General features: G+C 43.4%; 9 protein-coding genes and 1 riboswitch. Of the genes, 4 read left to right on the top strand and 5 right to left on the bottom strand.

The features are described 5' to 3' along the window. The first annotated feature begins 247 nt into the window (after positions 1-247). Positions 248-3,025 carry an insulinase family protein gene (locus BCU12_RS05815; RefSeq protein ID WP_102403409.1) on the top strand — a complete coding sequence of 926 codons (2,778 nt, stop codon included), beginning with the start codon at positions 248-250 and terminating at the stop codon, positions 3,023-3,025. Positions 3,026-3,075: 50 nt separating this feature from the next. Here BCU12_RS05815 and BCU12_RS05810 read toward each other — a convergent pair whose 3' ends face one another. After that, entirely contained in the window at positions 3,076-3,672 is a 597-nt protein-coding gene (locus tag BCU12_RS05810; protein WP_102403408.1) for a VOC family protein, read from the bottom strand. A 347-nt stretch (positions 3,673-4,019) separates the two neighbouring features. On the opposite strand from BCU12_RS05810, the gene argS reads away from it, so the two are divergent. From argS to BCU12_RS05795, 3 genes are all read left to right on the top strand, one after another. Beyond that, positions 4,020-5,753, top strand: coding sequence for an arginine--tRNA ligase (gene argS / locus BCU12_RS05805; RefSeq protein ID WP_102403407.1), 1,734 nt, complete (start codon positions 4,020-4,022; stop codon positions 5,751-5,753). Positions 5,754-5,859: 106 nt separating this feature from the next. Beyond that, positions 5,860-6,078, top strand: a riboswitch (FMN riboswitch). Between the two features lie 161 nt (positions 6,079-6,239). Then, positions 6,240-7,184, top strand: coding sequence for a DMT family transporter (locus tag BCU12_RS05800; RefSeq protein ID WP_102403406.1), 945 nt, complete (start codon positions 6,240-6,242; stop codon positions 7,182-7,184). Positions 7,185-7,241: 57 nt separating this feature from the next. Next, complete coding sequence (locus BCU12_RS05795) at positions 7,242-7,676, top strand: HIT domain-containing protein (protein ID WP_102403405.1); 435 nt, start codon at positions 7,242-7,244, stop codon at positions 7,674-7,676. Between the two features lie 82 nt (positions 7,677-7,758). Here the strand turns inward: BCU12_RS05795 and BCU12_RS05790 are convergent, their stop codons facing one another. The 4 genes from BCU12_RS05790 to BCU12_RS05775 form a co-directional block, all read right to left on the bottom strand. Next, positions 7,759-7,989, bottom strand: a complete 231-nt coding sequence (locus tag BCU12_RS05790) for a FeoC-like transcriptional regulator (RefSeq protein WP_102403404.1) — start codon at positions 7,987-7,989, stop codon at positions 7,759-7,761. Beyond that, positions 7,986-10,253 carry a Fe(2+) transporter permease subunit FeoB gene (feoB, locus tag BCU12_RS05785; RefSeq protein ID WP_102403403.1) on the bottom strand — a complete coding sequence of 756 codons (2,268 nt, stop codon included), beginning with the start codon at positions 10,251-10,253 and terminating at the stop codon, positions 7,986-7,988. Before feoB ends, BCU12_RS05790 begins: the two co-directional genes overlap by 4 nt. Then, on the bottom strand, positions 10,250-10,480 hold the full coding sequence (locus BCU12_RS05780) for a FeoA family protein (protein WP_102403402.1): 231 nt from the start codon (positions 10,478-10,480) through the stop codon (positions 10,250-10,252). Before BCU12_RS05780 ends, feoB begins: the two co-directional genes overlap by 4 nt. 745 nt (positions 10,481-11,225) lie before the next feature. After that, the gene (locus BCU12_RS05775; RefSeq protein ID WP_241909754.1) at positions 11,226-14,591 is read right to left on the bottom strand and encodes a helix-turn-helix domain-containing protein; all 3,366 of its coding nucleotides are present in this window, start codon (positions 14,589-14,591) and stop codon (positions 11,226-11,228) included. Positions 14,592-14,879 lie beyond the last annotated feature (288 nt).

Here is a 14,879-nt window from a genome sequence, read left to right as displayed (position 1 = left end):
TAATTTGCAGTCTACAGCTGCTTTATCCTTTTTTACTTATACAAATAATTATATCAAGTACCTTGCTAAACACGTTGGTTTTTCTAACAATCTATTGAAATCCGAGACTTAAGTAACGTTTATAATGATTGTTCTCTCAGCAAGGTTTGCAGGAGCGGTTTTCTACAGTCATACTTGTTATCGAATTATTACAATTTAGCGATCAATTGACACTAAATTCCAGCGCTCGTCGAAATGGAGATTCATTGTGCACTTAAGCCCAAATGATACAAACACCTACCGCTATATCACGTTATCTAATGGGTTAAGAGTCTTACTCGTTCACGATCATAGTGCGCAAAAATCTGCGGCAGCCCTGGCCGTAAAAGTTGGCCATTTCGATGACCCTATTGAGCGAGAGGGGCTGGCGCACTTTCTAGAACACATGCTATTTCTTGGAACCGAAAAATACCCAAATGTTGGCGAATTTCAAGGTTATATCAATCAGCATGGTGGCAATAATAACGCCTGGACAGGCACAGAACATACTTGCTTCTTTTTTGATGTCGCCCCAAACGCTTTTTCTTCTGCGTTAGATCGGTTTAGTCAGTTTTTCACGCATCCATTGTTTAATTCTGATGCCTTAGAGAAAGAGCGAGAAGCGGTTGATTCTGAATACAAACTGAAGCTGATGGATGATGCCAGGCGATTGTATCAAGTCCATAAAGAGACAGTGAATCCCGCTCACCCCTTTGCTAAATTTTCGGTTGGAAACGTTGATACTCTGAGCGATCGCAGTGATGGCTCAATTCGCGATGAAATTATCGATTTTTACAAACGGTGCTATTCTGCCGACTTAATGACGCTAACCTTAGTGAGCCACCACTCTTTAGATGAGTTGGAAAAACTGGCCGCTGACAAGTTCACCGCTGTGATTAACAATGAGCTCAAAAGTAAGTCTATATCCATCCCCTACGTAGCCGACGGTAGCACCAATATTGTTGTACAGGTTGAGCCAGTAAAAGAACTCAGAAAACTCGTTGTCGCTTTTCCTTTAGAAAGTATCAATCAGTATTATCATTCGAAACCTCTCTCTTATTTGGCGCATTTATTAGGTTATGAAGGTGAAGGCAGCCTAATGCTTTCTCTTAAAGACCAAGGCTTGGTCACGTCGCTGTCAGCAGGAGGCGGCGTCAGTGGTGACAACTACCGCGAGTTTACGGTCAGTTGCACGCTAACAACCGATGGCCTAGAAAATACCGACCAAATCATTCAGAGCATATTTCAGTATATTGCTTTGATCGAAGACAGTGGCTTTGACGAGTGGCGTTACAATGAGAAGCAAGCGGTTCTAGAATCTGCCTTTCGATTCCAAGAGCCGACGACGCCACTGGATCTCGCAAGCCATCTCGTCATCAACATGCAACATTATGCTGAGCAAGACGTCATTTATGGTGACTATATGATGAGCCAATATGATGAGCCATTAATTCGTTCTTTGCTGAGTAAGTTTACTTCCGATAATGCGCGTATCACCATCATTGCGAAAGGTGGCCATTATGACAAAACCGCCAAATGGTATGACACGCCTTATTCAATCAAGCCTGTCACTAGTGAGCAAAGTATCCAATTCAATACACCACTGGAAAATAGTGCGTTAACGTTGCCTCCTAGAAACGAGTTCATTTGCTACGACCTTGATCCTCAAGACGTCGAGAAATACAGCGATATTCCAGAAATAATAGAACAACAGGAAGGCTTTACGCTCTGGCACTTACAAGACAGTCAGTTTCGAGTGCCAAAAGGGGTTATTTACGTTGCAATAGATAGCCCACACTCAGTCGCCACGCCGAGTAACATAGTGAAAACCCGCCTTTGTGTGGAGATGTTCTTGGATTCTCTGATTAAAGAGACCTATCAAGCTGAGATAGCGGGAATGAGCTACAACCTGTACTGCCACCAAGGTGGCGTCACGCTTTCTATCTCGGGTTTCAGTCAAAAGCAAGCGCACCTATTGGAGATGATTCTAGAGCAGTTTGCGGCGCGACAATTTAACCCTGAACGCTTTGAGTCCATCAAACAACAACTTTTGCGTAGTTGGAGAAACTCAGCTAAAGATCGACCTATTTCTCAGCTTTTCAATGCAATAACCGGCATTTTACAGCCTAACAACCCACCTTACTCTGCTCTTATTGAAGCTTTAGAGGTGATTGAAGTCGATGAGCTTTCTGCCTTCGTTAACGATATCCTTAGTGAACTGCATGTTGAAATGTTCGTCTACGGTGACTGGACGAAACAGGCTTCACTTGCACTAGCCAATACTCTAAAGAATGCACTGCGAGTAAGTGATCAATCTTATGAAGAATCTCTTCGTCCGCTCGTTATGCTTGGCGAAAATGGGACGTTCCAAAAAGAAGTGAAGTGTAATCAGGATGATTCGGCCATTGTTGTTTATTATCAGTGTGAAGATACACACCCAAAAAGTATTGCACTCTACTCTTTAGCTAATCACCTGATGTCAGCCACCTTTTTCCATGAAATTAGAACCAAACAACAACTAGGCTACATGGTTGGCACAGGCAACATGCCACTGAATCGACATCCTGGAATCGTCCTGTACGTTCAATCCCCCAATGCTGCCCCAATTGATCTAATTAGCTCCATCGATGAGTTTCTCAATGCGTTTTATATGGTGTTGCTCGAACTTAATGAATATCAATGGCATAGCAGTAAAAAAGGGCTTTGGAATCAGATTTCAACGCCAGATGCTACATTGCGTGGGCGCGCTCAAAGGCTATGGGTTGCGATTGGCAACAAAGATGTGGAGTTCAACCAAAGAGAAACCGTGCTAGAAGAACTCAAAAAACTCACTCGTAGCGATATGATTCGCTTCGTTGTTAACGAGCTTAAACCAAGAACGGCGAATCGTTTGATCATGCATACTCAAGGAAATGCTCACGAAGAAGAAGAAACACTGAACTTAGGCCAAGAGATCGGTTCCACTAGAGAATTCCAACTAAGGCCCAAAGATTGCAATCTTGGCTAGCTTCACTCATCGCCAAAATTGCTCATCTCTTGCACGGTAAATCCCAGATGTTAACTACGCTCTGATTCGACGATTCTCTTCAGTGAATGAGGGTGTAGTTTGATACAAATCCCTTTATGTTTAAACGCAACGGTTGGGTTATTCAATCGTTCACCCTCGCCTTTCGGGCTAGAGAGCTTTATTTTAATGCCTTGCGCCGACAAGGTATCGAACCTAGCTGCAAACAGTGGGTAGGTCTCTTGTAGATCCGCTAGGTACTCATCAGCGGTTTGCGCGTGAGATGGAATCACGAACTCAACGTGTTCCCAATCTTGGCCAGGGTATATCTTGCCTTCCGCTGGGTACGGCAACTCTAAGCATTCAATCTTCCAACCAAGGCTTTGCAACGGTTCATCGAACGCCAACACCACAATTGGTCGACCATTGATCATCGCTTCTGAAATCGTAGAACCGTATTCAGACCATGCCTGATGAGCCGATTTCGCCAGTTCCGTCTCATTGATTCTTAACGCAATATGATCCGCTTGAGCTAAGCTTAAGTCCAAACCTAACGTATCTCCTAGGTTCTCGATTTTCGCCATAAAGGCATCAAGGCGTGCGATCATTTGTTGTGGTTCGAGTTCGGCTTGCTTCAGGCTCATCGTCATTGTCTGTGTTCTCCAGTTAATGGCTGCATGTTATCAGTTTTGCTTTCTTCAACAAGCGTTGCTTTTGCAAATAACACTCTACGGGCACGCTATCTGAGTACCATAAACCGGTAAACTCTTCTTGCTGAAAGTCGTTTGCACAAAACACCACTGGAAATGTTCATTTTCTATCAATTCGACCTATAAGAAGCCACACAAAATTGGTATGATTACCGCCATTTTTGTGAACTTAAACAGAGTCTGTTGTTCATTTCGTCATTAAATCGTTAACTAGGCGTCTATTTAGCTCGATTAGTGACCATAAAATAACAACCACTCTTATCATCCTTGAATTGAAGGAAACTCGTGTGAATATCCAAGCACTTATTAATGACAAAGTATCTCAGGCTCTAGAAGCCGCTGGCGCACCAGCAGGATCTCCTGCGGCTGTTCGCCAATCTGCAAAACCACAATTTGGTGACTACCAAGCAAACGGCGTGATGGGCGTTGCTAAGCGACTAGGCACTAACCCTCGAGAATTTGCTCAAAAAGTACTGGACGTTCTAAACCTAGACGGTATCGCTTCTAAAGTTGAAATCGCAGGCCCAGGTTTCCTAAACATCTTCCTTGATGAAGCTTTCCTAGCACAGCAAGCAGGCGCAGCATTGGCTGATTCTCGCCTTGGTGTTGCAGTAGCAGAAACACAAACAATTGTTGCGGATTACTCAGCGCCAAACGTTGCAAAAGAGATGCACGTGGGTCACCTACGTTCAACGATCATCGGTGATGCGGTTGTTCGTACTCTTGAATTCCTAGGCCACAACGTTATCCGTGCTAACCACATCGGTGACTGGGGTACTCAATTCGGTATGCTTATCGCGAACCTTGAGCGCGTTCAGGCTGAGTCTGGCGAAGTTTCAATGGAACTTGCTGACCTTGAAGGCTTCTACCGTGAATCTAAAAAGCTTTACGATGAAGACGAAGAGTTCGCAGTTAAAGCACGTGGTTACGTAGTGAAGCTGCAAAGCGGCGACGAGTTCTGCGCAGAGATGTGGAAGAAGCTTGTTGACGTAACCATGATTCAAAATCAGCGCAACTACGATCGTCTAAACGTGTCTCTAACGCGTGATGACGTCATGGGCGAAAGCATGTACAACAGCATGCTGCCAACTATCGTTGCTGACCTAAAAGAGCAAGGTCTTGCGAAAGAAGATGACGGCGCACAAGTTGTCTTCCTAGACGAATACAAAAACAAAGATGGCGACCCAATGGGCGTTATCATCCAAAAACGTGATGGCGGCTTCCTTTACACAACAACAGATATCGCGTGTGCAAAATACCGTTTTGAAGAGCTCGGCGCAGACCGTGTCCTTTACTTCATTGACTCACGTCAGCACCAGCATCTAATGCAAGCTTGGACTATTGTTCGTAAAGCCGATTACATCCCAGAATCTGTTTCTCTTGAGCACCACGCATTCGGCATGATGCTAGGTAAAGACGGTAAACCATTCAAGACTCGTGCGGGCGGTACTGTTCGTCTTGCTGATCTTCTTGATGAAGCAGAAGTTCGTGCGGCGCAGCTGATCGAATCTAAGAACCCGACACTTGCAGAAGACGAGAAGAAATCGATCGCGAACACGGTTGCAATGGCAGCGGTTAAGTATGCAGACCTTTCTAAGCACCGTACGACTGACTACGTGTTCGATTGGGACAACATGCTTGCGTTCGAAGGCAACACAGCGCCTTACATGCAGTACGCATACACTCGTGTGGCTTCTGTATTTGCTAAAGCTGGCGTTTCTATGGACTCTCTTGAAGGTGAAATAAAAATCACTGAAGAGAAAGAGAAAGCGCTTATCGCGAAACTTCTACAATTCGAAGAAGCGGTGCAGTCTGTTGCTCGCGAAGGTCAACCACACATCATGTGTAGCTACCTGTTCGAATTGGCTGGTCAATTCTCTAGTTTCTACGAAGCATGCCCTATCCTAGTAGCAGAAAACGAAGCGGTTAAGCAGAGCCGTCTGAAGCTTGCTGCACTGACAGCGAAGACGATCAAGCAAGGTCTATCGCTTCTAGGTATCGACACACTAGAGCGCATGTAATCAGAGTTTCGTAACTCGATTAATGGAAAGGGTCGCGATTGCGGCCCTTTTTGCTTTTTATCACCTGATGCTATTGCTCTCAGTATTCTATTTGATTACTGTATGAATGTTACTTCAGGGCGGGGTGAAATTCCCCACCGGTGGTAAGAGATTGATGCAATACACCCCGTACTGCACAACTTAAGCCCACGAGCGCTTCAATCGCAGTTTCCCAAGATTACACCTCGACGTTTCGTCGTTGCTGTATCGTGTGAAGATTGAAGGACAAGCAGATCTGGTGTGAATCCAGAGCCGACGGTTATAGTCCGGATGAAAGAAGTAGTACAGTCAGCGAAAATAACACTGCCGTAGCAGACTATATTCAGTTTGTTACCGTGGTGATTTTTTGTCATATGCGCACGACTATATCGTGAGCTGTGTGGTTGGCTGCCTTACCTCTTATGCTCTGTTTACGTTTATCTTTTCATACAACATATGGAGATCCTCGTGGCAGGTATTATCTTAATTATGATTGCTGCAAGTCTTTGGGCTGCAGACACACTGATTCGTTATCCACTTTTAGAAAAAAACAGTACGCTACAAATCGTCTTTTTCGAACATGTCGTATTAATCGCCATTGCGATAACCATACAACTGCTGCTACCTAAGCACCGTTTCCGCTATATCAAAGGCAGTCTGTTTGCTTTCATGCTTATTGGCGTATTTGGTTCCGCTATCGGCACGCTCGCCTTTACTAAGGCATTCACTCTAATGAATCCAACCCTGGTTATCTTGTTGCAGAAATTGCAGCCTATCATTGCGATTTCATTATCTGTTATTTTGCTCAAAGAAAAGCTTCAGCGGCATTTCATTATATGGGCATCCGTGAGTCTGGTTGGGAGCGTCATTATGATTGCTCCCGATATACTTGCGCTGACTCAACAAAGTACAACTTGGTATTATAACCCTCAGATCATGGCCATTATATTGGGGTATGCGTCGGCTCTTATTGCCGTCATAGCTTGGGGATCGTCCATTGTTTACGGTAAGAAACTGAGTTTAATGGGCTACAGTACACTGCAGATCATGACAGGTCGCTTTAGTGTTGCCTTTGTGACTCTGTGTATGCTTATGCTTGGGTTCAATGAAAGCTTTGTTATTTCCAAGCCAGACTTCACCAATCTTATCTTCATGGTGTTGTTATCTGGCCTTTTGGGGATGTACCTTTACTATCGTGGCCTTGCAACAACGCCCGCACGTTATGCCACAATAGCGGAATTATTTTTCCCTGTTGCAGCGGTTATTATCAACTGGGTTGCTTTTGATGTTGAGTTGACGAAATGGCAGTTTGTTGGAGCGGGATTATTAATAGGTGGTACTCTAATGCTTAGCCGTGAACCCAGTACAGAAGATCATCGACAAGCAAGTAGTGATCCCATCACAACAGCTTAATACGTTTCAAATAGTACAATACGCCGAGTTAACGTTTGGCGGTTTTAAGGAAAGACAATGAGTTTTGAACTTCATCCTCAACTAATGAAAGACACCAGCGTTATCGGTGAATTCCCACTTTCATTAGCGCTTTTGCATAAAGATAAGGCGGTACCTTGGGTCATCTTAGTCCCTAAACGTGCTGTTCTGAAAGAACTCCACCATCTCACGATGAAAGAGCAGCAGCAGTTTCTTTACGAATCTCAAGCCGTATGCCAAGCACTAGAAGCCACTTTCATGCCAGATAAACTCAATTTAGGCGCTCTTGGTAATATGGTTCCTCAGCTTCACATTCATCATATTGCCCGATTTGAAAGTGATGAAGCATGGCCAGGGCCTATTTGGGGTAACACTAAAGGCGTCTTCAGAGATGACGACGAGCAACACGAAATGGTAACACGAATCAAGAATGTGCTTTCACTCAGCACTTTGTTCAGCCCTTTTGCTCATTAATCTCTCGGTTTAGACACCATTTAAACAATGAGAAATGCCGCTAGCGATAGCGGCATTATTAAGGGTGAGCAATTCCAAACAGCTACATCGTGACTGTCATAGACAAGCTGTCGAATTCATTTCGTTTGTATCGAACTTGAGTGATTTCGCCATGCTTATTGGTATCGATCATCCGACTTATTTTGCCTTTCTTCACCCAAACATTAAGCATCACATCCACGCCATCTTCACTCATCAAAAACTTGCTAGCAAGCTTGCTTCGGCTTAATGTTCCATGTTCGGAAATGTATTCAAATAGGGCAGAAAGAATCATACCGTTTTCTCCACAAGCTGTGGCGAATCACTTCTACGCTTCAAGTATCCATAGCAAATAAAAGCCAATGCCAAAATAGATGCAATCCAAGCCAAGCTAGTCAGCGGCTGGGTGACAATCTGTGAAGCTTGATAATAGAGTGCGGCACTTCCGTAGGCTAGCCCCATAGTCCAAACAGCAATGAATCTTGCGAACTTATGGCCGAATTCTCTGACATAAGCCCCCATAGCAGCCACACATGGCGTGTATATCAAGATGAAAATGAGGTAAGCAAACGCAGCATGGCCAGAGACAAAGTGCGCCTTTAGATTACCAAATATTGATGTATCCACATCCTGCTCGTCTGCCACCGAATCCATATCTGTCAGATCACCGACTTCAATTCCAAGTGGGTCAGAGTAGCTAATACCAACGAGGTTTTCAGGAATCGACATAACCGCTTCTTCAAGGCTAGACATTAAGTCATACTCACTGACCTCTTCTTCTGAAGATGTGTACAAACTGTTTAGCGTACCTACGACTGCTTCTTTCGCGAAAATGCCCGTAATGATACCCACCGTCGCCGGCCAGTTGTCTTGATTGATACCAATCGGAGCGAATACAGGGGTGACCACTTGCGATGCTTTAGATAGAACAGACGTATCACTGTCTTCATTACCAAAGCTTCCATCTGTTCCCAACGAGTTGAAAAAGCTCAAGATAGTAACAACGATAACAATGGTTTTTCCTGCCCCGAGTACAAAACGTTTCAGTTTTTGCCAGGTTTTGATCAGAATATTCTGCAGTGTCGGAAATTCATAATCTGGCATTTCCATGATTAAGCTATCACTAGAACCTGGATAAATGGTGTGCTTTAAGATTAAACCGGTGAAAACAGCCGCTACGATTCCAAGCAAATAAAGTGCAAATACAATGTTTTGACCGCTATCAGGGAAGAACGCAGCCGCAAACAAGGCATAAACAGGTAGACGCGCACCACAGGACATAAACGGTGCCATTGAAGCGGCCAGTTTTCGTTCTCTTTCCTGGTCTAGTGTTCTCGTTGCCATGATTGATGGCACATTACAGCCAAAACCCAACACTAAGGGCACGAACGCTTTACCAGGTAAGCCTATTTTCTGCATCACTTTGTCTAAAACGAACGCCGCTCTAGACATATAACCAGAACTTTCAAGGACGGCTAAAAACAGATACAGGCACGCAATCACAGGGATAAATGTAGCAACCGTTTGAATACCACCTCCCACACCATCGGCCAATAGTGTCACTAACCAAACAGGAAGGTGGTCATCCAATAAATAGTGCCCGCCATCAACTAATAGAGCACCGACACCAATATCGAAGAAATCGATAAAAGCACTACCGATGTTAATTGAGAACATGAACATCAAGTACATGACGAAAAAGAAAAAAGGAATACCAACCCACTTATTCAAAATGACACTGTCTGCTTTTTCTGTGAAGCTATGGCTGAGTTTGCCTTTCGTTTTTCTAACTTGTTTAACAAGCTCATGTAAATGTGTGTACTTAGTATCTGCAACGAGCAAATCAATATCAATGGCTGAGCGCTTTTGCACCTCAGCGACTTTCAATCGGTCTTGGTCATTTAGACTATTAAGAACCAATCGATCATTTTCGAGCGCTCTAATTGACAGCGATCTTGCCGTAACGGTTTCATCAGAGAAAATAGGTTCAATGTCAGAAATACACTCTTCAAATTCAGAACTGTAATCAAGGTTGAGCGTATGCAGAGCCACGCCTTGTACGATAGTCTTGTGCAATCGCTCTTTAAACTCTGACACTCGATTGCGATCGTTAGCTGACAGCAGCATAACGGGGCAACCTAGCTTCTGCTCTAGCTTTTTCGCATCGACTTTTTGACCATCTCTCAATAAGGCATCTATCTTATTCAAAACAACAATCATTGGACGTCCAAGCTCTCTTAATTGAAGAGTCATGTATAACGAACGTTCAAGGCACGTGGCATCAACCACGTTAATAATCAGATCCGCAGAATGTGTTAACACCGCTTTTGATGCGATGGATTCATCAATACTGTTTTCGTCATTGCCACTGTCTAACGCGTAGATACCGGGTAAATCCGTGAGATTGAATGTTTCCCCTGCATGGGAAAAATCACCCGTTTTCTTTTCTACCGTGACACCAGCCCAGTTACCGACCTGCTGCTTAGCACCGGTTAATGCGTTAAATAGCGTTGTCTTTCCGCTATTCGGGTTACCGACCGTTAGAATTTGATAGCTCATGCTTTTCTCTCCACTAAGACAGCAGCCGCAATATTTTCTCTTAAGGCTAAAGAAACACCGCGCACGTCGATTTGAAGAGGTTCACCAAGAGGGGCACGACGTAACAATGTCACGGGTGTATTCGGTAACACCCCCATGACCATAAGCTTCTTTCGAGTTTCTAGTGACAACGATTGGAACGACTGAATGACAGCGCTCTCACCTTGTTCAAGTTCAGATAGTTTCATATTCAACACACACAATGCTAATGAGAAGGATTATTATTTGTGATAGCAATTCTATGCCGAAACATTCAGATACATATTGTGTGAAATCAATATTTCCATAAATGACACCGTTAAAAACGTAAATTTTCAACACGTCAAAAACGTTAATATCTACATTCCAACTCACAGTTAAAATCTGAATCAATAATACAAAGAACGAAGAAAATGAAATTAAATCCAGCAACAACAACAACTTAAAGAAAATACAGAGAAACTGTCGGTTTTCTTACAGTAAGTTGTCGTTATTTTTATAAGTAAAATAAGTAGGGTATTTTATAGTTAACCACGTCGAGAGGTATTCCCTCTAAACAAATTCCAGAGGTGGTATAGCTTGGCTATATCACTCCGGCAGCAAGCGAAGGTGTCATTGACGCCCGTGGTATAGTCCCCCGGCTATGCCACGAATTTTTTTCTTCCCCTCCGTAAACCACTCTTTCAATAACTCAGCTTCCACTTGAAATTTTTACATCATTTTCTACAGATCCGGTACGCATATACCCTAACTGACAACCTCAAATACGCCCCAATTCGCAGATCCCGCTATCTAGATATCTAAGCGAAGATCTCTCAATACGGTCTAGAGAGCAGCAGAGCGCGACAATTTAGTTTCTGCAAATAGATTGGGATTAAACGTGTAAAGGTGAGCGTTGAGAGCCCAAAGAACACCCTGAACTTACCATTCGAGAGGCAGAGTGAAAATTGAGCTCTATTTATCGGTCGTGTTGGTATAACCGTCGACAAACTGAGAAGGGGGAACACCAAAGTGATGTTTGAAGCGTTGGCTAAAGTAAGAGGGGTCGTTGTAGCCGCAGTCAAACGCGACATCGGAAACCTTTTCACCGGCCAGTAATTTCTTAACCGCTTTGTCTAAGCGATATTCATTGAGTGTTTCTTTGAACGTTCGTCCGTGGCTGGTTTTGAATCGGCGTTGAAGACTTCGTTCTGAAATAAACAGCAGCTTTGCCGCCGTTGCTGTACCGAAATCGGGATCGGCATAGTGTTGAGCAAGAAGGCTTTCAACCTTGGTCACCCAACTCCGGTCTTCTTTGCTAGCATCAACCGTTTTTGTCACATCAACATCACCTGAAGGTAACTCTTCTTCTGCGTTATTTACTAACGGCCAAGAGACCTCAATGAGGTTTCGCTCCTTAGAGACGTAATATTTGAGTTGCCCACCACTCTCAGAAACCAACGCAGGCAGATTATAAATACTAAGGTCAAGTGATGTCGCTTGGTCATATTTCTCTATGTCAGGAAACTCTCGACCAGAATCAATCATTTTTACAGAAGCGAGATTGCCCTCTATGGATAGCTCGACAAGCACATCTTGGTTTTTAAAGCCTCTTTCTAGAACACTATCTAGCATAGTGTTTAGCACGACATCTAGATTGAAGCTATGTAACTCAACCAATACGTCCTTTTCACGGCATATAAATTGAGTGGCTATTCCAGACTTAGCGAACTCTGACTCCCACCCCGATAGGACGGTAGATACAACGAGAGAAAGGTCAAATATCTGTTTAGTACCACTCCCATTACTTTTAACATCTCTGAGTATTTCTAACTCTTTCGATACCAATTGAATAACATCTTGAGACGATAAAGAGCGCTCTCTTTGATTATTCCTCGCTAAGTTAGACAAGTTGTCCTGCACTGAAGTGATAACTTGATTAAAAATAAGGTGCCTCACTTCTAATTGTTTTCTCAGCTGTTGATTGTTGGTCAGTAGAATTCGGCTCTGATGTCGTAGTTGGTTTGTCTTCAAAGACACTTTAGCTTTCAATACTTTATTCGATGCTGCAACAATGCGAGACCGCCAGAATGAGGCCACGCCTAACAAAACTAAAGCGAGTAGAACACCACCAGCGATTGCCCAACGTGATAAATACCAAGGCTCTGAAACAGTGAAGACTTGTTGGATGACATCGCTGCTTACGCCAGTTAATGACGTTCGTTTGATCTCTAAGGTATGAGTACCTGGCATCAAATGGTCAAAAGAAAGTAAATGCCCTTCAAACTCACTCCACTCTTTCTCGAAGTTAAGTCGGTAGTACAATTGCTCACTGTGACTCCAAGGAATGATTCCTACTTGAAAACTGATGGAATCCCCATACTTAATGGTGAAACGCTCTGGCAGTTTGTTCCCTAGTGATATTGTTTTTTGATTGACATTAATTTGGCTGAAAAGGACTTGGTAACTCGGTAAAGGCGCATTCAATAGCAACGTTTCATTAACCGATATAAGCCCGCTGACCGTGCCTAACAAAAGGCCATTGACCCCATCATTACTCGGGTCGCATAGGCTAGAAACAAACTCATTGTTCAGAACACCAAAAGGTGCCCCGACGTGTTTAACAATCGAGCCTGATGTGTCATAGAAGGTGAGTCCTGCCGAAGAAGTTAGCCAAACACCATGACGACTTCGAATAAGACACTTAGGGCTAATATTTTGTTCTATTAAAGGGATAGGTTGCGAGAACACCGTTCGATCCGTGATTCGATAGAGCCCATATGTCGAAGCAACCCAGACATCTTCTTCGACCTCTTTAATCGCGACAACATGCCCAAACTGAGTGCTATCTTTGAAAAAACGTATCTTTTCATTCTTTAATTGATACAGCCCATGATCCGTACCAATCAGTAAACCCAACGTTTGAGTTGCTCTCAACAGAGTAACTTTAGCAGGCATAAAGCTGCTTACCATCCATTGATCTTCATAATTTTTAAGGCCAATACTGGCGGAATTAAATGACCAAAGTGTCGATTCAGTCACTCCCCAGATGGTGCCGTCGTTGCCAATCTCCAACTGTTCTATAGCCTGAGATTTTAAAGATCTGGGCAAACCATCTTTCTCAATCACATCGCCAGTTTTTATATCAATACAGACAAGACCAGTAGAGGTAGCCAGAATGAGTACTTCTTGGTTTTCAACAAGGTCAAACACCTGACTGTCTGAATAGATGAGTGTTCTCGTAGGCGTTTCACCTAAAGAGACGAGGTAAAGGCCTCTGTTGGAGATTAACCAATACCCTTCTTTATTCTCGTTTTTGACGATCTTTGTTAGGGTTTCACTCGCGTTGTTGTACGTCAGTAAATGCTTAGGCACTCTGCGAAACTTGTTACTGTACTCAGAGAAATATCGGATACCCTGTTCCGTCGCTATCCATATCCCCATTTTTCCGTCGTTAACTAATGCGTAGATTTTTTGTCCATCTAATTCATATTTTGGACTAACACCACTTTGTAGTTCATACGTTAAACCTGACTGGTGGTTGAACGCATACAATCCCGTTTCTGTACCAATCCAATATTCGTTTCCAGCTTCAATAATCGAAAGAATATGTTTTTTGTCGAGTATTTGGTTTACGCCATTAGGTTCTTTAATATTGATGATCGTAGCGCCCGAACGTGATCCTATAACCAACTCGCTCCGAGACTGAGAGTAATACAGTGTTTCGATATGTTTACTGCCCGATGCGGACACATGCGAGAAACCGGAATCTCCAGACAAAAACACACCTGAGTTAGTCGCTAGCACCCATTTGGAGCGTATTTTCTTTGCATCGTTGATAGAGACTCGACTCATCTGAGTGGATTGATACAACTCCATTAACGAAAAAGAACTGAATTCACCGGAATCGATATGATAGGAGTAGAAATTACGCTCATCTGCAACCCAGATAAAGCGTTCAGATGCACCGATAGATTGGATAGAAGAACCCGGGGTTAAGCTAAAAACTAATTCTCTCTGCTTATTTGGGGCGGTTCGATATATTTCATTATCAACATACGACCAAAAATGTTGATCTAAATAGACAAGTTGCTCTGCAGTAAAGTCTAGAACCGAGCCACGTCTAGGAAGAATGTTTTTACCATCATAGAAAACAACGCGGCCGTGAACGTCATGTATCCAAAGCCCACCTTCATTGCTTAAGTACAGGTTTTTTGCGGCAATAACACGCCCTTCGGCTTGCGTCGACAATGGATAAAACACAGATGGGGAGATGTCGATAGCGGTCGCTGTATAAGACATCAGCAAACAAGACAAAATAAAGACGAAACGTGATAGCAAACTATACCCTTTCAGCAGCAAAATCCGTGTGTCGCTACGCCATATTATTCAGTTGACGCACTAAGTCTCGTGGCGATAAGCCTTCGAACTTAGTGGTCATAGTTATTTTGCGGCGATTATTTTGTAAAGTGTATAGGAATGAGAAAAGTTATTCAGTAACCCTTATAACAAAGTGTGTTTTAGTTTGTACTTTTAAATGTACGTTTGGCTACTTTACAAGACACTCAATAAAGCTATCAGCCATAGAGTTTAGGAACGTGAAATAGCTGCCAGAGCCCACTTTAATAT

Origin of the sequence: Vibrio sp. 10N.261.55.A7 (genome assembly GCF_002877365.1) — a bacterium.
Classification (GTDB): domain Bacteria; phylum Pseudomonadota; class Gammaproteobacteria; order Enterobacterales; family Vibrionaceae; genus Vibrio.
The sequence above is the reverse complement of the archived record's forward strand: the minus strand, read 5'-3'. Positions and strand labels throughout refer to the sequence as shown.

Excerpts from the sequence above, each read along its gene's own strand:
- BCU12_RS05810 (WP_102403408.1), bottom strand. The coding sequence starts at position 3,672 with ATGACGATGAGCCTGAAGCAAGCCGAACTCGAACCACAACAAATGATC.
- BCU12_RS05795 (WP_102403405.1), top strand. The coding sequence starts at position 7,242 with ATGAGTTTTGAACTTCATCCTCAACTAATGAAAGACACCAGCGTTATC.
- BCU12_RS05790 (WP_102403404.1), bottom strand. The coding sequence starts at position 7,989 with ATGATTCTTTCTGCCCTATTTGAATACATTTCCGAACATGGAACATTA.
- feoB (WP_102403403.1), bottom strand. The coding sequence starts at position 10,253 with ATGAGCTATCAAATTCTAACGGTCGGTAACCCGAATAGCGGAAAGACA.
- BCU12_RS05780 (WP_102403402.1), bottom strand. The coding sequence starts at position 10,480 with ATGAAACTATCTGAACTTGAACAAGGTGAGAGCGCTGTCATTCAGTCG.